This is a genomic window from Microbacterium sp. DWRC1-3 (assembly GCF_049896645.1).
GTDB classification, from domain to species: domain Bacteria; phylum Actinomycetota; class Actinomycetes; order Actinomycetales; family Microbacteriaceae; genus Microbacterium; species Microbacterium maritypicum.
Window position 1 is genome coordinate 1786665 of sequence record NZ_JAFCUS010000001.1, and the last position, 18437, is coordinate 1805101.

Annotated in this window: 19 protein-coding genes; 11 read left to right on the plus strand and 8 right to left on the minus strand. The window is 68.1% G+C overall.

The window, feature by feature from the left end; translation table 11 throughout:
- The first annotated feature begins 21 nt into the window (after nt 1-21).
- The 3 genes from ACP699_RS08685 to ACP699_RS08695 all read left to right on the plus strand — a co-directional run bounded on the left by ACP699_RS08685 (nt 22) and on the right by ACP699_RS08695 (nt 2476).
- The gene (locus tag ACP699_RS08685; RefSeq protein WP_426170611.1) at nt 22-1068 is read left to right on the plus strand and encodes an NAD(P)/FAD-dependent oxidoreductase; all 1047 of its coding nucleotides are present in this window, start codon (nt 22-24) and stop codon (nt 1066-1068) included.
- A 263-nt stretch (nt 1069-1331) separates the two neighbouring features.
- On the plus strand, nt 1332-1598 hold the full coding sequence (locus tag ACP699_RS08690; protein ID WP_426170613.1) for a hypothetical protein: 267 nt from the start codon (nt 1332-1334) through the stop codon (nt 1596-1598).
- A 14-nt stretch (nt 1599-1612) separates the two neighbouring features.
- Nucleotides 1613-2476 (plus strand): FHA domain-containing protein, encoded by an 864-nt coding sequence (locus ACP699_RS08695; RefSeq protein ID WP_055865917.1) that lies wholly within the window; start codon nt 1613-1615, stop codon nt 2474-2476.
- Between the two features lie 72 nt (nt 2477-2548).
- Here the strand turns inward: ACP699_RS08695 and ACP699_RS08700 are convergent, their stop codons facing one another.
- Nucleotides 2549-3376, minus strand: coding sequence for an SDR family NAD(P)-dependent oxidoreductase (locus tag ACP699_RS08700; protein ID WP_055865919.1), 828 nt, complete (start codon nt 3374-3376; stop codon nt 2549-2551).
- An 87-nt stretch (nt 3377-3463) separates the two neighbouring features.
- Here ACP699_RS08700 and ACP699_RS08705 point away from each other — a divergent pair, with 87 nt between their 5' ends.
- From ACP699_RS08705 to ACP699_RS08720, 4 genes are all read left to right on the plus strand, one after another.
- Nucleotides 3464-4018: a hypothetical protein gene (locus ACP699_RS08705; protein ID WP_426170615.1), complete on the plus strand. Its 555-nt coding sequence runs from the start codon at nt 3464-3466 to the stop codon at nt 4016-4018.
- A 68-nt stretch (nt 4019-4086) separates the two neighbouring features.
- A complete protein-coding gene (locus ACP699_RS08710) occupies nt 4087-6972 on the plus strand; it encodes a YhgE/Pip family protein (protein ID WP_426170617.1) in 2886 nt (961 codons plus the stop codon).
- Complete coding sequence (locus tag ACP699_RS08715; RefSeq protein WP_426170619.1) at nt 6969-9149, plus strand: YhgE/Pip family protein; 2181 nt, start codon at nt 6969-6971, stop codon at nt 9147-9149. The genes ACP699_RS08710 and ACP699_RS08715 overlap by 4 nt, the downstream gene beginning before the upstream one ends.
- A gap of 28 nt (nt 9150-9177) precedes the next feature.
- Complete coding sequence (locus tag ACP699_RS08720; RefSeq protein WP_426170621.1) at nt 9178-9795, plus strand: TetR/AcrR family transcriptional regulator; 618 nt, start codon at nt 9178-9180, stop codon at nt 9793-9795.
- A gap of 45 nt (nt 9796-9840) precedes the next feature.
- Here the strand turns inward: ACP699_RS08720 and ACP699_RS08725 are convergent, their stop codons facing one another.
- From ACP699_RS08725 to ACP699_RS08735, 3 genes are all read right to left on the minus strand, one after another.
- Nucleotides 9841-10341, minus strand: coding sequence for a BLUF domain-containing protein (locus ACP699_RS08725; protein WP_235563159.1), 501 nt, complete (start codon nt 10339-10341; stop codon nt 9841-9843).
- Nucleotides 10338-10592, minus strand: coding sequence for a hypothetical protein (locus ACP699_RS08730; protein ID WP_055874412.1), 255 nt, complete (start codon nt 10590-10592; stop codon nt 10338-10340). The genes ACP699_RS08725 and ACP699_RS08730 overlap by 4 nt, the downstream gene beginning before the upstream one ends.
- A gap of 63 nt (nt 10593-10655) precedes the next feature.
- Nucleotides 10656-11006, minus strand: a complete 351-nt coding sequence (locus ACP699_RS08735) for a hypothetical protein (RefSeq protein ID WP_157559421.1) — start codon at nt 11004-11006, stop codon at nt 10656-10658.
- Between the two features lie 361 nt (nt 11007-11367).
- On the opposite strand from ACP699_RS08735, the gene ACP699_RS08740 reads away from it, so the two are divergent.
- The 4 genes from ACP699_RS08740 (at nt 11368) to ACP699_RS08755 (ending at nt 14668) form a co-directional block, all read left to right on the plus strand.
- Nucleotides 11368-12768, plus strand: a complete 1401-nt coding sequence (locus ACP699_RS08740; protein WP_055865931.1) for a threonine/serine ThrE exporter family protein — start codon at nt 11368-11370, stop codon at nt 12766-12768.
- A 102-nt stretch (nt 12769-12870) separates the two neighbouring features.
- Nucleotides 12871-13941 carry a hypothetical protein gene (locus ACP699_RS08745; protein WP_055874416.1) on the plus strand — a complete coding sequence of 357 codons (1071 nt, stop codon included), beginning with the start codon at nt 12871-12873 and terminating at the stop codon, nt 13939-13941.
- Nucleotides 13942-14131: 190 nt separating this feature from the next.
- Nucleotides 14132-14407 carry a hypothetical protein gene (locus tag ACP699_RS08750; RefSeq protein WP_426170625.1) on the plus strand — a complete coding sequence of 92 codons (276 nt, stop codon included), beginning with the start codon at nt 14132-14134 and terminating at the stop codon, nt 14405-14407.
- A 120-nt stretch (nt 14408-14527) separates the two neighbouring features.
- Nucleotides 14528-14668, plus strand: coding sequence for a hypothetical protein (locus ACP699_RS08755; RefSeq protein ID WP_426170627.1), 141 nt, complete (start codon nt 14528-14530; stop codon nt 14666-14668).
- 31 nt (nt 14669-14699) lie between these two features.
- Here ACP699_RS08755 and ACP699_RS08760 read toward each other — a convergent pair whose 3' ends face one another.
- The 4 genes from ACP699_RS08760 to ACP699_RS08775 form a co-directional block, all read right to left on the minus strand.
- A complete protein-coding gene (locus ACP699_RS08760; RefSeq protein WP_426170629.1) occupies nt 14700-15272 on the minus strand; it encodes a hypothetical protein in 573 nt (190 codons plus the stop codon).
- 35 nt (nt 15273-15307) lie between these two features.
- Nucleotides 15308-16981, minus strand: a complete 1674-nt coding sequence (locus ACP699_RS08765; protein WP_426170631.1) for a DUF7507 domain-containing protein — start codon at nt 16979-16981, stop codon at nt 15308-15310.
- A gap of 14 nt (nt 16982-16995) precedes the next feature.
- Nucleotides 16996-17292, minus strand: a complete 297-nt coding sequence (locus tag ACP699_RS08770) for a hypothetical protein (RefSeq protein WP_017829372.1) — start codon at nt 17290-17292, stop codon at nt 16996-16998.
- Between the two features lie 97 nt (nt 17293-17389).
- Complete coding sequence (locus ACP699_RS08775; protein WP_426170634.1) at nt 17390-18427, minus strand: methionine synthase; 1038 nt, start codon at nt 18425-18427, stop codon at nt 17390-17392.
- Nucleotides 18428-18437 lie beyond the last annotated feature (10 nt).

Below are 18437 nucleotides of genomic sequence, written 5' to 3' on the forward strand. Positions count from 1 at the left end.
TCGATCCTTAAGCTGGAGGCGATGTCTGACCTCCGAGCACCCGCGAACGCCCCCATCGTCGTGATCGGCGCCGGTGTGATCGGCGCCTCCATCGCTCACCATCTGGCTCGCGCCGGACGCGAGGTGGTCGTGCTCGACAGCGGAACTCCGGGCACGGGAGTGACAGCCGCGTCATTCGCCTGGGTCGGCATCGCCAAGAGCCCCGCCGACGCGTATGCGGGTTCGCTCCGCGAGCGTGCGCGGCCGGAGTTCGATCGCGTCCTCACCGAGATCACCGCGCCCATCGGGCTTCGTCCGTTCGGTGCTCTCACGTGGGAGGAGTCCGAGGAGCGGACTCGCTCCTTCGTCTCCGACCACGAGGCTGCAGGGCACCGGATGAAGCTGATCACGGCGTACGAGGCGCGGATGCGGGAGCCGAGCCTGCGCGACGTGCCAGACGTGGTGGCATACGCCCCCGACGATGTGGGGGTCGATCCGGTCGCCTTCACGCGCGCCCTTCTGCGGAGCGCACAGGAGCACGGGGCGGAAGTGCGCACCGGCACCACCGTCCTGCGGATCGTTCACGATGACGGCCGCGTTCGTGGGGTTGCGACCGACCGAGGTGTGCTCGCCGCGAAGAGCGTCGTCCTCGCGGCCGGCACCGCGTCGACCGGCCTCGCCGCGTCGGTCGGAGTCGATATCGACGTCGCGGGGTCTCCCTGTTGCCTGCTGCGCTTCTCCACACCCCGCCCGCTCGTGCGGGGCATCGTCTCCGCCCCGGAGTTCGAGGTCCGCCAGCTGGACGACGCCACGCTCCTCGCCGCGGAAGACGTTCCCGCAGGTTTCTCCGGTGACCCGAGAGAGCTCGCCGTGGCCACTCTCGCCGCGATCCGCCGGTCCTTCGTCGACGCCGACGACGTCCGCCTCGAACATGCCGTGATCGCCGACCGACCGATGCCGGCGAACGGACAGCCGCTCGTGGGCCCGGTGCCGACCATGCCCGGCCTCCACCTGGCGATCGCCCACCCCGGCGTGATCCTGTCCGCCGAGATCGGACGCCAGGTCGCCGCGGCCCACACCACGCCCTGAGGTCTCCTCCACACGCGATCAGACGTGGAGGTGCCGACACGGGGGTGATGACGTCGTGGATCACCACGAGCTGTTCCGGTGAGAACACGTCGACGTAATCGTGTGCTGCTCTCTCGCTTGAGGAGAGGGCCTCAGTGGGGCGCTCCGCACGGGGATCGTCTGCATAGCTCGAAGCCCGGGAGACGGGTGTGACTGCATTGTAATTCCCGCTTCTCGGGCGCATAATCTGAACAACAGGACATGGCGTCAGCGAAGGAGCTCCCATGAGTGACCAATCGAAAGACTCGGGGCTGTTCTCTTCAGCCTCAGGTCCCAGCGGTGCGTCGATCACCGACTGGACGGATCTCGGACGGGAGATGTGGTCCTATCTCACCGGTCGTGGGGCAGCTGTCAACTACACGTTCGAGGACATGACGGTGGAAGTGCCCAGAGACATCGGACCTGACGCGCCCCGGGCGACCTGGAAGTTCAACGGCACCCTTCGGGTCACCACCAGCGACAGCGCCTCGGGCGAATCTCGGTCCGACTGAGAAGACCGACGCCGATGATCCATCTCGATATCGACCTGCAGGTGGAGCAAGCCGCCGCGGACGGCGGCCCTCCGACGAGGTTCGAGGTGCACGCTGCGGGCCGCGAGATCGTCATCACCTTCGAGTCCTCCTCCGGCTTCGGAGGGATGGGACGCCACGAACTCACTCAGCTCGGTCCACTCGCCGACGGGCTCGCCCGACGAGGTATCCGCGTGCGTGTGGAGGGTCCGAAGGGGACTTTGGTTCAGTTCGGCGACGTGAAGTCCGGTCCGGTCGGTCGGGCGATCTCGGGCTCCACGCACATCCGGCTCGGGCATCTCACCACGTTGCTGTCCGAGGCGAAGCAGCGGGAACGCGGTGATGGCTTCCAGCTCCCGCTGCCCCCACCCACACTGTTCCCTCTCGTGCCCACTCTGAACCGGCGAGTACCGCGGCGAGTGACCACGACCCACTATCTCCCGGGTTCAGGTAGGCCGCGATTGATCTTCGCCGTCGGTGACGGCGACTGGGACCGCAGCCGACCACGAGAGTTCGATCTGCTTCCCGACCGGACGACGATCGGCTCCGATTCCAGTGCCGACCTCCGCCTCGAAGGCTTGAAGGCCATCCACGCTGAGGTGCGTCGCAACGAGGATGACGAGTACGTCCTCTACTCGTATGGCGCGACCGGTGGGGGTCGGCCGAACCTGCCGCACAGTTCCGACGACGCGAGGATCCTGCGCACAGGGTCACGGATCGAGATCGGATCGTGGCGTCTGGCTTACTACCGTGAGGAGTTCGCCGACCACGGACGCCCGTTCGGTGGGCGGCAGGGCGGCGAGTACGAATTCCAGAAGCAGCAACCCGTGCGCCCATACGGTTCGGGGGAGCTCGGCTGACGCCGAGCCGAACTCCCCAGGTCCGCTGATCGGGACCACGCCCTTGGAGTCGGGCACTTCAGTCGATGCCGATCAGCCGGCGGCGATCCAGGATCGCGTGAAACCGAGCACCCCGCTGCCGTCGGTGTCCGCGAGGGAGACCCCGACGAATCTGGTGGCACCCTCGGAGCTCTGCCAGCGGAACCGGTACTCGTCGGACAGGACGGCGTCTGCGATCGCCGCCCCCGCGGATTCGGCGGACTGCGCATTCGCGAACGCGCCTGCGGTGCGGGAGATGTAGGCGTCCAGGAGGGAGCCGTAGGGGCCACCGCTCTCCGGCCGGACGGCGTTGTCGACGAAGGCGCTGGCGACCGCGGCGGGCTCGATCACACTGACCCCGACGCCGAATCGTTCCGCGACCACCGCCAGCGACTGCATGAAACCCTCCACCGCGAACTTCGCTCCGCAGTAGGCGTCGGCGAACGGCTGGCCGACGGCTCCGCCGACGCTCGTCACGGTGAGGATGCGCCCGCTCCCGCGCTCGCGCATGCCCGGCAGCACGAGTTTGGTGAGGTTGACCGGCGCCAGGTAGTTGATGTCGAGTTGCGCCTGGACCTCCTCCATCGTCAACTGCTCGGCCGTCGCCACGCTGCCTTGCCCGGCGTTGTTCACGAGCACGTGGATGCCCCCGAGCTCCGCCTCGATCTGCGCCACCAGCCGTGCCGCGGCGGCATGATCCACCACGTCGAGAGCGCGCACATCGACCTCGACCCCCGCTTCTCCGGCCGCAGCCCGCAAGGCGCCTGCCTTCGCCGTGTCGCGCATGGTCGCGACCACGTGCAGCCCGCGTCGTGCCAGCTCGACGGCGGCGTGGAGTCCCATTCCCGATGACGTTCCGGTGATCAGTGCGATGTCGTTCATGAGGTGACTCTACGACGAGCCGCCCGGAGGCGGCGGGGTGCTCCAGGCTAGGATCCCAGGATGTCGGCGACGATCATGGAGGCACCGATGCCCAGCACCGTACGTCTGCGCGCAAGCGCGCTCCTGGTCGCAGGAGTGCTGGCCTGCGCCGGTTGCTCCGCGGCGATGCCCAGCCCGCCGGCGGCTGTCGGCGATGGCTTCCCCGGCACCTGCCTGCCGTCCGAGGTCTCCTGGCCCTCCGACTTCCTCGAGTCCCTGCCCGGAGAATCGGAGGCGATCGGCGGCACCATCGTGGGCCTTCGCCTCGAGTGGGTCGACTCCGACTTCGTGTGGCGGCTGCGCAGCGCCGACACCCGGGTCGACATGTTCGGCGAACGGGTCGACGATCCGGCCTTCGGCAGGGAGTCACTGGTCGACGTCCGCACGCTCGAAGTCATCACGACGGACGAGACCGAGCTCACCGAGGCGGAGCAGCAGATGAACGGCAGCAGCGCCTACAGCGCGGCCCAGCTCTCGGGCGAGGAATACCCGAGTCCGCTCATCGTCGAGATGGCACGGGTCATGGAAGACGGCTCGCCCGCGTGGCGGCTGACCATGTGCGACACCGCCACGAACGAGATGACCGTCACGACTCTGGGCTGACCCGTGTCTGCGCACATCCCCTCAGCTAACTTGCACGTTCGTGTGCACGTAACGTGTAAACTCGTCCCGTGAAACAGAGCTGGCGGATCTACAAGCGCGACGTCAAGAGACTCTCCCGCGTACCCAAAGCCTGGATCATCATCATCGGGGTGCTCATCACCCCGGCCCTGTACGCGTGGTTCAACATCAACGCGTTCTGGGACCCTTACGCCAACACCGCGAACATCCGCGTGGCGGTGGTCGATCTCGACGAGGGCGCCACCTCCGACCTCACCGGACACATCGACATCGGCGAGCAGGTGACCGAGCAGCTCGAGGACAACGACCAGCTCGGCTGGCAGTTCATGGGCGAGGACGAGGCCCAGGAGGCGGTGAAGAAGGGCGACGTCTACGCCGCCATCGTCATTCCCGCACAGTTCAGTGAAGATCTGCTCAGCATCACCAGCGGCGACTTCACCCAGCCGGCACTGCAGTACTACGTCAACGAGAAGGCCGGCGCGATCGCGCCGAAGATCACCGACGTCGGCGCCTCTGAACTCGACAAGCAGGTCACGACCGCCTTCAAGGAGCAGGTGGCGCTCGCAGCGACGAACGCCCTCAAAGACGTCGGCGACTCCACGGAGCTGCGGCTGCTGAACGCCAGGGACAACACCCTCAACGCCTTCGACCAGGCGACCCAGACCCTCTCGTCAGCGCGCGAGAACCTCGCAGAGACGCAGGAGGGGCTCACATCCTCCCGGGGCACCCTCTCGTCAGCGCGGGGCACGCTCGGCGACGTCGACAAGACGCTCGGCGATGTGCAGAAGTCGCTCGCCCAGACGCAGTCGATCATCGCCGAGACGCAGAAGGAGGTGATCGCCTTCACCGACAGCGCCACCACGGCGTTCCTGAAGGGCACCACCCTGCTCGCCGACGCCTCCTCGAAGGCGAACGTCTCGATCACCCGTCTCACCCAGAGCCTCGAACAGGCGGGGGTACGCATCGACGCCGGGATCGACGACGTCTCGAACGTGCTGAAGGCGAACGAGGCGGCGGCCGCCCGACTGCAGACGCTTCTCGACAACACCGACCTCAGCGACGACACGAAGCAGCGCCTGACCGAGGTCATCGCCTCGCTCCAACAGCGCAATGCCACCGACCAGCAGCTGCTCGCGGATCTGAAGACCCTGAAGGCCGGTGCCTCCGACACCGTGGCTTCCGTTCAGGCGGCAGCCGACGCCGTGGACCAGGCGATGCAGGACACCCGGGATGCCTCGGCGGCGATGCGCGACATCCTCACCCGCACCGTGCCCTCGCTCAACAGCGCCATGTCGCAGCTGTCGGCGAGCGTCGGTTCGTTCTCGGCGGCGCTGGATGCGCAGAAGGGCGTGCTCGCACAGGCCGATCAGCTGCTCGCCGGGCTGGACTCGCAGCTCGTGGCCACATCGTCGGCGCTGCAGAGCTTCGACAACGACCTCGCGGGCATCGAGCAGGGTCTGCAGACGTCGCGCACCGACGTCGTCGCCCTCAACGCCGCATCCGAGTGGGGTCTGCTCGGTACCCTGACCGATCTGGAGCCCGAGCAGATCGCCCAATTCATCTCCTCCCCCGTCGAGGTCGACGAGCACCTGGTGTTCCCCGTCGACACCTACGGGTCGGCGATGGCCGCGCTCTTCACGAACCTGTCGCTGTGGATCGGCGCCTTCGTGCTCATGGTGATCTTCCGCGTCGAGGTCGACACCGAGGGCGTCGAAGACGTCACCGTGCGCCAGGCCTACTTCGGCCGCTTCTTCCTCTTCGCGACGCTCGCCATCGGCCAGGCGCTGATCGTGTGCATCGGCAACCTCATCATCGGTGTGCAGACCGTCAGCGCCGCGGCCTTCGTCGGCACCGGTGTGCTCATCGCCCTCGCCTACGTGAGCATCATCTACGCCCTCTGCGTCGCATTCGGCCACGTCGGCCGCGGCCTGTGCATCCTGCTGGTGATCATGCAGATCCCCGGCGCGTCCGGCCTGTACCCGATCGAGCTGATGCCCGGGTTCTTCCGTGCGATCTACCCGCTCCTGCCGTTCTCCTACGGCATCGACGCGATGCGGGAGACGATCGGGGGCTTCTACGGCGGCCACTACTGGCGCTTCCTCGGCGCTCTCGCCGTGTTCGTCGCTCTCGCGTTCCTCGTCGGGCTCGTCCTGCGGCGCCGTCTCGCCAACTTCACCCTGCTCTTCAACCGCCAGGTGCTCTCGACCGACCTCCTGATCGGCGAGAAGGTGCAGGTCGTCGGCAGCGGATACCGGCTCACCGACGTGATCCGGGCGCTGTCGAACCGCGCCGAGTACCGCGACGACCTCGCTCGACGGGCAGAGCCGTTCACCCGCCGCTACCCGACGCTGCTGAAGGCGACGGTGCTCACGGGAGCCGCGGGCCTCGTCGTGCTCGGTGTCCTCACCTGGGCGCTTCCCGAGTCGAAGGCACTGCTGCTGGGACTGTGGACCCTCTGGATCCTGCTGGTCATCGGATTCCTCGTGACCATCGAGTACATCAAGCACAGTTTCGAGAACGGCGAGGAGGTCGCCGCTCTCGACGAGGCGGAACTGCGTCAGCTCGCCCTCGCGGGCCCCGCCGGCCATGCGGCGGTCCTGCCCGTCACGACAGCCGAACCGCTGCCCTCGACCTCATCCGCCCCGATCGCCGCGACCGAGGCCGAGGCCCCGGTGACGGATGCGACGGCCGAGCGGGACGAACCGGCCGCCGGTGTCGAGGCCGACGCCCTGCTCACGGAGTGGTTCGGTTCCGAACCACAGCCCGACGCCGCCCCGGAACCGGACCCCGGCGCCGAACCAGATGCCGAGCCCGTGCAGCCCGAGACGACCGCGGCGGTGGACGCCCCGGAGGACGAGGGACCGACACGAACGGCGGAACCGGAAGAGGACGAATGGGCCGAGCACCAGCGAGCAGAAGGAGAGGACCGCGCGTGAAGGACATCCTGCACCTGACACTGCGCGACGTTCGTCACGCCACCCAGAACGTGATGGCATGCATCGTCCTGTTCGGTCTCGTCGTCATCCCCTCCCTGTTCACCTGGTTCAACGTGATCGCCAGTTGGGATCCGTTCGCGAACACGAAGGACCTGAAGATCGCGGTCGCGAGCACCGATGCCGGCTACGAGAGCGACCTCGTCCCGATCCGCGTGAACGTCGGGGAGCAGGTTCTCTCTCAGCTCCGCGGGAACGACCAGCTCGACTGGGTCATCACCGATGAGCACGACGCGATCGACGGGACGAAGTCGGGCGAGTACTACGCCGCGATCGTGCTGCCCGAGACCTTCAGCGCGGACATGCTGACCTTCTACGCCGATGGGGGCGACCGCACGCACATCGCGCTCTACACGAACGAGAAGAAGAACGCGCTGGCGCCGAAGATCACCGGACAGGGCGCGGAAGGGGTGTCGTCCGAGATCAGCGACACGTTCGCCCAGACGCTCGGCGACGTCGCGCTCGGCCTCGTCTCGTCGTTGTCGGACTACCTCACGGATGAGGACACGCAGGCAGCACTCACCCGGGTCGAGGCGCGCCTGGGGAGTGTGGGCGATCAGCTGCGCTCCGGTGCGCACACGGCCGACACCTTCACGGCTCTGCTCGAGGGGAGCCGGCCGCTGCTCGACAGCGCCTCGGCCCTGGTCGACACGGCCGGTGACGCGTTCACGGACACCTCGGGCGCGCTCGGCAGCGGGGTGGACGCCGCGAACGAACTGAAGTCCACTCTGCAGACGGCGGCACAGTCGCTGGCGGACGCCCTCGCGGCGACCTCGAACAGCTACGACGCCGTGGGGCAGCGCATCGATGAGCTGTACGCCGCGGGCGACACGCTCAGCGGCGCCCAGGTGCAGGCGATCACCACACTCGCAGAGCGTGTGCAGCAGCAGGCCGATCAGTACGCGGCGCTCAAGAACACGCTGGAGACCGAGGTCGGACCGAACCTGCCGGAATCCGCGCAATCCGACTTCGACGCCCTGATCAGCCGGCTCGACGAGGCGATCGCGCGGCAGCAGGCTCTGCAGGATCGCCTCCAGACGGCGGCGACCGACATCGCCGCCGGCAATGACGCGGCGCAGAGCTCCCACCAGGAGATCTCCGCCGCCATCGCCGAGGCCAAGAAGGCGCTCGCCGATGCACGGAGCACCTACGACAACGGCCTGAAGGCGCAGCTGAGTTCGCTGTCGACGACTCTCTCCCAGATCGGGTCCGATGTCTCGGCGATCCGCTCCGACCTGTCCGGCATCACCTCGGGCCTGTCCGGTGCCTCCGATTCCGTGCTGTCCACGCTGTCGCGCGCTCAGGAGGCCACGACGCAGCTTTCGGCATCGCTGAACACGATGGCCGACAGGTTCGACGCCGTCCAGCAGTCGATCGCGAAGGCCGCCGACACCGGCGACCTCAGCGAACTGACCGGCGCCGACCCCGGTGTGCTCGCCACTTCTCTCGCCGAGCCGGTGCGCCTCGACCGCACCGCGGTCTTCCCCGTGGCGGGATTCGGTGCGGCCATGGCGCCGCTGTACATGATCCTCGCGCTCTGGGTGGGCGCGCTTCTGATGACCGTGACGATCCGCGTGGATGTGAACGCCGAGACGCTCCCCGACCGCCCTGAACTCACGCCGACGCAGAAGTACCTCGGCCGCTACGGCATCTTCGGGCTGGTCGGTCTCGCACAGAGCACGCTGCTGACCCTCGGGCTGATCCTCTTCGTCCAGGTCGAACCCGCGCATCCGCTTCTGCTGATCCTGGCAGGGTGGGCGATCTCGACAGTGTTCACGCTCATCGTGTACACCGCGGTGGTCGCTTTCGGCAATGCGGGCAAAGCGCTCTCGGTGCTGCTCCTGGTGATCCAGATCTCGGGCTCGGGCGGCGCGTACCCGCTGCAGCTGCTGCCCGACTGGTTCCAGAGCATCAGTCCGTTCCTTCCCGCGACCTACGCGGTGAACATGGTGAGGTCGGCGATCGCCGGCGTCTATCAGGCCGACTTCTGGTGGGCGCTGGGTGCTCTCGCGCTGTTCATCATCCCGGCACTGCTCCTCGGGCTCGTGCTGCGGCGCCCCCTGATGACGTACAACCGCAAGCTGGTCGAAGCCCTCGCGTCGACCAAGCTGATGTCCTGATCCCCGCGACTCCGCGAAAGGACCCGAAGTGACCGCACCGAATCCACCGCGTCGACGCGACGCCCTGGCCAACCGCGAGGCCCTGCTGCGCGCGGCGCAGTCGGTGCTCGCGAGCAACCCCACGGCGTCGCTCGACGCGATCGCGCAGGCCGCAGGCCTCACCCGCCGAGCCGTCTACGGCCACTTCGCCGACCGCGACACCCTGCTGCGGGAGGTGATCGCCGTGGGTGCTCAGCGCTTCAACGCGATCGCCGAGACCACCGATGAGTCCGACCCCCGCGTGACCCTGGCACGGATGGCGACGCGTCTGTGGCGGGAGGCCTCCGCTGTGCGCGCCTCGGCCAACATCGCCCTCGACGACGCGCATCTGACCGACACCGTGCTCGCCCTCGCGCCGCTGCGGCACCGCATCCGCGATCTGACCCGGACCGGTGTCGACTCCGGGGCGTTCCGCGGCGATATGCCCGCCGAGCTGCTCGCCTTCCTCATCGAGGAGACGGCGCGAGCCACGCTGCGCGAGCTGCGGCTCACCACTGCCGACGCCGACTCGACCGTCGTGCGCGTCGTGCTCAGCATCGTGGGGCTCTCGTGGAGGGAGCAGGCCGAGCTCATCGGCGCGCACCCCGAAATCTTCGCCCAGGACTGAGCCCGCGGGCGAGCGACCCGTCGGCGGCACCCGCTCGAAGGCGGGTCAGACGCTCACGTCGTCGCGGCGCACGACCCCCGTCGCACCCCGTGGAAGCTCTGCCCGATCCCGCGCGCGCACGCGGAACCAGAGCGTGAGCTCGGTCAACGCCCTGACGGTGGTGTCGATGTCCGATCCGGCATCCAGGTCGGCGAAGGAGTCGCGATACCCGGGCGGACGGCTCTCTCCGTGGTTGAGAACCCGGTACCCCATGGTCCAATCCGGGAACCGGCGCTCGGCGATCGGCTCTTCCAGGAGCACGCGCAGGTCGTGATGGCGGGAGTCGCTCCGGATGATGTCGACGAGCTCGGCAACCGTGTCCGGATGCCCCTCCAGCACCTGGATGAAGCGCCCGTCTCGATGAAGGAGCAGTCCGGTGATCCCCTGCCCGTCATTGCGTCGTCGGCAGACAGCCAGGAGATGCTCGAGCGCGGTCTCCCGAAACGGCTGAGAAGCAGTGCTGGTGTAGACGAGAGAGATCAGGTCGGTCGCCACTGTGGTGCTCACAGCGCCACCCCCTGCTCGCTCCCGTCGACCTGCAGCGACGCCGGGTTCGAAAGCTGCTCTACGGCGGTCGTCGCCGCCTGCAGCGTCGCGAAATCTCCGACGGGCGAAGACCGGGCGTCGAACGCGCGATATCCGCCATCGCCCTGCCTGTCGACGTATCCCAGAAAGTCGCCACGCCGGCTTCCGACGTGGAATCCTTCTTCGACGCATGCCCAGAGGACATCGTTATCAGGTCGGACATCGTGCGGCACCTCAGCAGGATATGCGTGCGGTGTCCGCAGCGCCCTCCCCTTTACATCCGCCGTACCTGTGCGCTAAGCGCGAGCGCCATGATCGATGTCGATGTCGAGCGAGGGGATTCCGATCTCCTCGCCGTCCTCGTCTTCCCCCGCACCGCGCTGGGGGAAGAGAGGGTGCTCGCGGATGGCCGCGGCGTCCTCCGAGAAGTCCGGGTCGTCGTCGCCGGAGATGTGCGGGCCGACCAGGAGGTCGTTGCCGACCCCGACGATCAGATCCGCGGTGTCCCTCTTCCCGTCGATGACGATTGGCAACCGCAGGGCCGCCGATTCGCCCTCGCTCGCGATGGCGGCGGCGAGCGAGACGAGCGCTTCGGCGACGTCGTCGGTCGTGACCACCTGTTGGCCTGCATACGACACGAGTTTCATGACTCAGACGGTGTCATGGCCACAGCGGCACACCCAAGGGGGTTGTGCGCACCGCATCGAAAACGCTAGTCCGCCCGCGTCCGCTCGATAGCAGCGTCGCCGCCCGTGCGTCAAGGGACGGCGGACGATAGGGGCGCTCGCCTCGTGCGTGCGTATCGTGGAGGACACGAAGAGTCGCTTGAGCGCTCTGAGTCGGTCGAACCGGCGCGCATTCGGATTCTCTCTCGGGTCTGGGATGCGGCCCGGGGGTCGGTGCGCATGCGCAGCTTCTCACTCGATTTCGCCGGTCCTCCGCGTTCGGGTCGCGGAGGACCGGACAGTCTTCCCCCCGATCGACGGCATGGACGGGAGAATGGACGATATGTCCGCGAGATCCCGCCGGCCGCTGCTCTCCTCCGTGCGCCGCCTGCTGCACACCGATCCCTCGGCGGTCGCGCACACCGAGGCCATGCCGGTCATCGACGAGCGCACGGTTCCCCGGGTGCTCGATCTCGCCACGCGCATCGGAGAATCGATGTTCGCGGTCGGGGCCTCGGCGCACGAGGTCACGCTCGCCATCACCCGGGTGTGCGACGCCTACGGGATGCGGGGCGTGCAGGTCGACGTCACGTACAACTCGATCACCGTGTCGTTCCATCTGAGCGGCGAGGTCTGGCCCGAGACGCTGGTGCGCGTCGTGCGCGTCACCGCCCCCGACCACGCGAAGCTGCAGCGCGTGCAGGCCCTGGTCGCCGACATCGACGGTGGACTCGACCTCGAATCCGCACGCACAACGTTCCGTGCCATCCGACGGGTGCCGTTCCGCTACCAGCAGCCCGTCGTCATCGTCGCCAGGGCCCTCCTCGCCGTGGGCGTGAGCATCATGCTGGGTGCCTCGCCGATCATCGTCGGCCTCACCTTCGTCGCGGCCCTGTGCGCCGCACTCACCCAGGCCGGTCTCGCCCGACTGCGTGTGCCCCTGTTCTTCAGCCAGATCGCCGGAGGGTTCGTGACGACCGTCGTTGCCGTCGTGGTCTCCGCCCTCGGCACTGCGGGGATAGAGCCGTTCGTCGGCATCCGCCCTTCGATCATCGTCGCCTCCGGAATCGTGCTGATGCTCGCCGGCCTCACCGTGGTCGGTGCGGCACAGGATGCGATCGACGGCTTCGCGTTGACCGCGGGCGGACGCATCCTCGATCTGACCATGCAGACCCTCGGCGTCGTGATCGGCATCCTCGTCGGCCTGGAGCTCGGCGGCGTCCTGGGGTTCACCATGGGCCTGCCCGACGATCCTGCGCCGTTCGGCCCGCTCGTGAACCAGTTCGCCGGGGCGATCATCATCGCCGTGGCCGTGGCCGTGTTCAACGGCGCCGGCCTCCGGATCATCCTGGTCAGCGCGCTGCTCAGCGCGGTCACTCTCGCGGGCTACTCCGCCTCGGTTGCGCTGAACCTGCACCCGGCTGCGGCGAGCGCGATCGGCGCCCTGCTCGCGAGTTTCCTCGGGATGCTGATCGCCCGCAACCTCCACGTGCCCTCGGTCGCGGTGACCACCGCGGCGATCGTGCCCCTCGTTCCCGGTGTCGCCGTGTTCCAGGGACTGCTCGAGATGGTCCACGCCGCCGGCACCTCCACCGGCATGCTGCTCGCCGGCGGGTCGCTCATCGATGCCGCGGTCATCGGCATCGGCCTGGCATCCGGCGCGTCACTCGGCCTGTACCTGGGCACCCCGGTGCGCGCCACTCTCGCGAGCGTCGCGAAGACCCGCGCCCGCGTGCGCCGCTGACCCCACCCGGAGCGGTTCCGCGGCGCCCCGCCGAGAGTCGGAGAGCCGAGAGTCGGCTGGGGATTCCGGTGCTCGACGCCCGTTGCCGCATAGGCTTCCCACGTGACTCCACCCCCGCCTCCCCCTCGGCGGACCATCACGTGGATCGCCGGCGGTGTCTTCGCCTGCGCCACGGCCGTCGTCTTCTGGGTCGTGGCGGTGTCTTCTGCCTCCTCGGGGGCGGCATCCGTCCTGATCGGACCGCTCGACGAGCTCAGTCTTCTCACTCTGTCTGTACTCCTGGCTTTCGGCTCCCTCGGCGTCGGCCTGTGGAGCATCGAAGCGCCGCGGAGGATGCTGCCGCTGAAGGTCATCGGCGTCGTGCTGGCCACGTGCGCCGGGGCCCTCGCTGCCCTCGCTGCGGTCTTCACCGTCGACGCGAACGTGACGCCCGTACTGCACAGGGGCTGCGACACCGGGTACGTGGTCGTCGAGCGCTCGTTCCTCATGGGATCGAGCGGCACGGTGTACCGGCAGGACGGGGCGTTCATCGTCACTCAGGTCGGGTGGTCATCCGGTGACAACGGGCACCAGCCGTTCTCGATGGGCGGCTACGCCGTGACCGAAGAGCGCGGCATGCTGACCGTCTCCTACGCCGTCAACCGCCCTGTCGCGAGCACGGGGGTTACGGCCGGTTCCGGCACGTCGCTCTCGCTGCCGGTTCTCGACGACCGCACGCCGCAGTGCGGGCTGCACACAGCGAGGAGCGCTGATCAGGCTCCGTACCCGCCGATCCCCTCCCCTGAAACGGAGAAGTTGACGGTGGAGAACGTCGACGGCGCGATGAGGGAGATGATCGGCGCGTCGTTCGACGCCGCTGCGGGAGTGGTCGTCGATGCCTCGGGTGCGCCGTTGGACTCTTCCTCGCTGCCCTTGTCGTCGACACCCTGCACGGAAGGCCCCGGCACGCAGCGCGAAGTGCAGATCGCGTTCCGCACCGACGACAACAGCCGATCTCTGGAACGGATTCTGGCGGTGTGGGACCAGGCTGGCTATGCGAAGGACCGGGCGATGCAGGAGGACATCCGCTACAGCGAGAGCCTTCCGGTGGCACGCGTGGGCATCAAGGACACCTCGAGCCTCGATGGGCTGATCCACCTGACGTCGACGTCGGTCTGCATCCCTCCCGCATAGCGTTCCCGATCGCTGCGCGACCGCGGGACGAGTTGAGCAATATATCGGCTCCGACGTACAATTCTGCTGAATTCTGGCGGGCTGAAGAGCGCCCGTTGACCGCGCGGATGCCCGACCGGCACCGCCCGGGGGTGGTGCGCTCCTCGGCAGCCGATACCGGCCAACCGATTGGAGTGTTGAGATGTTCACGATGCCCGATCCCCGATTCGAGCTGAGGAAGATCACCGATACCGAGTGGCTGATCCTCGATCACCGCTATGCCCAGGATGACTCACGGCGCACGGTCGCCTGCGTCTATCAAGTCGATGCCGTCGAGGTCGAGGTCGTCTGGTTGCGCGACCTCCCGCTCGCGAACTCCTACATGTCCGCAGCCGATGTGCTGGAAGACGTGCAGCGCTTCCACGCGCCGCGCCGCGCGGGTCGTCCGATCCCGATCCCGCACCTGCCACCCCTCGCCACCGCCTGACGGAGGTTCACGCGCAGACGGAATTCTCCGGGTGGACGCGCCCGCCTGTCAACGGGCAGGCGGGTGCGTCTCGCAGAGGCGAGACTGATCGATCACCACATCCATCGATCGGAGAATCTGATGTCAGACCCGCACAACCACGACGGCGACACCCCCGAGGTCGAGGCCGAGGGGATCGATCCCGACATGCCCTCGACCGATGACTCCGACGACGATGAGGAAGACGACGACGAAGGTCTCGACGTCGCCGATCTGCCGTAGCGGTCCCGCGGACGGGAGACGCAGTGGCGGGTCAGCCCTGTCCGGGCTTTCCCCACATCTCCCCGGGGGCGAGGGACGGACATGTCGCGGACGCGCTGAGGGCGGCGACCTCTGCGCGGATCGCGACGCCCGACTCCGCCTTCGAGACGGTGTAGACGATGCCCTGCTGCGACTCATCGGCCGGGATGTAGCCCACGAGCACGCCGTCGAGGTTCGGGTCCTCCTCCCACGGTGAGCCCCCCGCCGTGCTGACGAGGTCTGCCGTGGGGTTCTCCCGCAGCCAGTTGGCAGCCCCCGCCACTGTGGAGTCGGCGAGGGTCCAGTAGCCCTCGAGCTCGGCGACCGGCCGGCACGGCCACCCCTGATACGAGTGGAACGAGGCGGGGCTGTCCGCCACGCGCACGGCTCCCGGTGGCACCACGGCCGCGTCCAGCCACGCCTGCGCCTGCTGCTCCGCGGCGGCATCGTCTCCTGAGGTCTCGACACTCGGAGATGCGGTGGGTTCGCTGGTCGGGGCTGCGGCATCGTCGCCGGCACCGGTGGCGCACCCCGTCAAGACGAGGAGGGCGGAAAGGCTGAGGATCAGAGCGGAGCGGCGGTGCATGCCCCCACTATAGGAAGCGCGGTCCCCCGCCGATCTCAGGCGAGCGGGTGGCGCGCACGCCTCCGGACGAGGAGCATCGCACCGGCCGACGCGAGCGCGATTCCGAACGCGACGAGCCCGGGGCCGCCCCCGCCGGAGCGGGCGAGCTCTGCGGGAAGTGTCTGGTTGCCCTGTGCGACGGCCGGAGGCGGGAGAGCGACGACCTCGCGCGTGAGCGTCTGACGCTCCACCGGCACGGCGCCGCCACGAGCATCAGGACTCGCGGCCTCCACGTCGACGACGATCGCTGCGCCGCCCGTGATCACCAGGGCGGAGAACGACACGGTCACGCTGTCTCCGGGCGCGATCGCTCCCGTCCAGCGCAGCACGTCGCCCTCGACAACGGCGACGCCCGTGGTCGCGCCGATCGGACGATCGATGCGAGCCGCCCGCAGCAGCGATGCCAGATCGGCGGTGAGGGTCGCATCCGTCAGCGGTACGTTCCCGCTGTTCGTGAGCGTGAACTCGTAGCCGACCCGGTCACCCGGCCGCAGCGACGTGCCCTCAGCCGGCGATGCGGTCGTGTCGAGGTCGAGTCGCGGCGACGCCGCCTCGGTAACGCCGATGCCTGCGCTTGGCCCCGTGTACATCAGCAGGGTCGACGTCTGGGTCGATCCCGAAGGATCGTGGAGTGCATCCGAGACGCTGCCGATGGCGTTGAACAGCCCCACGAACCGACCGGCCTCCGGCACCGCGGGGTTGTCGGCGGGGAGGTAGGTGACGGCACCCGTGACCTCGCGCGGGGACGAGAGCAGATAGAAGGCACCATCGATCGGGTTCGGGATCGTGGCGCTCACGACCGGGACACCATCGAGGGAATCGTCGCAGTCGAGGATGTAGTCGGAGCCGGCGACGAGAACGGTGCCGCCGCTGATGGGGATGTTCGCGGGTCCGGGGTCTGCGGCGAACTCACGCAGTTGCACGGCGTCGCAGTCCGGTGTCGATCCGCTGAACGGAGGGCTCGGGTCGGCGCTCGCGGTCACCCACTGTCCGCCCCGCGCGGCGAGCGCGGAATCGCCTTCCGCCTTCGTCTGGACGACGAACCTCCCGACCGAGGAGGGCGTCGCACCGTGGACCCAGTGCCCACCGACGTGCTGGAACAGGTCGATGGACACCCCATAGGCGACGTCGACGGTGTGACGCGCACCGTCCGCGGCGAACTCGGCGTGGTAGATCCCTCCCCCGGCGGCGAGGATCCCGCTGCCGACGACCTGGAGGAAGAACGTGAACGTGCCGCTCACCTTCCTGCTGTTCGCGGCGGCCTCGGTGAACGTTCCGGTCATCGTGTCGCCGTCGGCGCCGTGGGCGGCCACGACGACGTCGACGAGGGCCGCTCCCGACGCATCCACGATCGATGCGTCTTCGCTCAAGACGACCCTGGCGCCGGCGGGCGCGCGCACTTCGAAGGTGTCGCCGGCGTTCGGGAGTTCCCGCTCGACAGTGAGGGTGACGGCGAGGAAGGGCAGGGCAGCCGAGGGGACCAGAGGATTCGACGCCTCATACGGAGCCACCGAGATGTCGGTGACCGTGGGGGCGGGTTCCGCGGCGAGCGCGGGGGCGTCGGCGATGCCGGCGATGCTCGCGGCACCGACGAAGAGACCGACGACGAGCGCGAGCGCGGATCGGCTGAGGGAACGACGGATCCCCGACGCGCGGAAGACCCCTGACACCTCGCTGATGTCGCCTATCCGAGCTGGTCGAGGACGAGTTCTCCGCGGGCGTTGAGGTTCTCCATCATGCGCTCGATCCGCTTCGTGTCGATCTCCGGCATCCTCGAGCCGTCGAACGCGAGGATCAGCGGAATCGCCGGATGCATCCAGATGGTGAGTCGGCCGGCGGGGTTCTTCTCCTCGGGCAGCCAGGTCATCATGAAGCTCTCGTGACGGCGGAGCTTCGTGCCGATCACGATCTTCAGGTGCGCCAACGTCGCATCATCGACCTCGATCGGAGGACGAGAGCTGTTGTACTCGAGAGTTCCCATGGTCTGAGAATACGCGCTCCTGCCTGCCGCATCTCGTGTCGGCGCCGGGGTCTCGATCGGGACACTAAGTGCACCCGTCGAGATCCGCCGCGGTAGATCAGACCTCGACGCCGGTAAGCTCCTCGCGAAGCAGAGCAGTGCCCGCGCTGAGCGCTCGCAGCTTGCCGCGTGCGAGGTCACGTGACAACGGCGCCAAGCCGCAGTTCGTGCTCGGGATGAGCTTGTCGGCGTCGACGAAACGGAGCGCGTTCCTGAGGGTGTCGGCGACCTCCTCCGGGGTCTCGATCGTGTGGCTTGCCACATCAATGGCTCCGAGCATGACCTTCTTGCCCCGGATGAGCTCGATCAGGTCCAGTGGAACGTGCGAGTGGTGGCTCTCCAGCGAGACGATGTCGATGCTGGACTGCTGCAGCAGCGGGAAGGACTTCTCGTACTGCCGCCATTCCGAGCCGAGAGTCGCCTTCCAGTCCGTGTTCGCCTTGATCCCGTAGCCGTAGCAGATGTGCACCACGGTCTCCGCGCGCAATCCCTCGGCCGCCCGCTCGAGCATTGCCACGCCCCAGTCCTGCACGTCGTCGAAGAAGACGTTGAACGCCGGCTCGTCGAACTGGATGATGTCCACCCCGGCCGCCTCGAGCTCCTTCGCCTCCTGATTGAGGATCGTCGCGAACTCCCAGGCCAGCTTCTCGCGGCTCTTGTAGTGGCGATCGTAAAGGGTGTCGATCATCGTCATCGGGCCGGGCAGTGCCCACTTGATGGGCTGATCAGTCTGCTGGCGGAGGAACTTCGCGTCTTCGACGAACACGGGCTTCTCGCGGCTCACGGCGCCGACGACCGTCGGCACGCTGGCGTCGTACCGGTCGCGGATCCGCACGGTCTCCCGCTGGTCGAAGTCGACGCCGGAGAGATGCTCGATGAACGTCGTGACGAAGTGCTGGCGCGTCTGCTCCCCGTCGCTGATGATGTCGATGCCGGCCTGGCGCTGCTCCTGAACGGCGATGCGGAGCGCATCCTGCGTGCCCTCAACCAGGGCGTCGCCCTGCAGTTTCCACGGAGACCAGAGCGTTTCCGGCTCGGCCAGCCACGACGGCTTCGGAAGACTGCCGACGATCGAGGTGGGAAGGAGTGTGTGCATGATCGGTGAT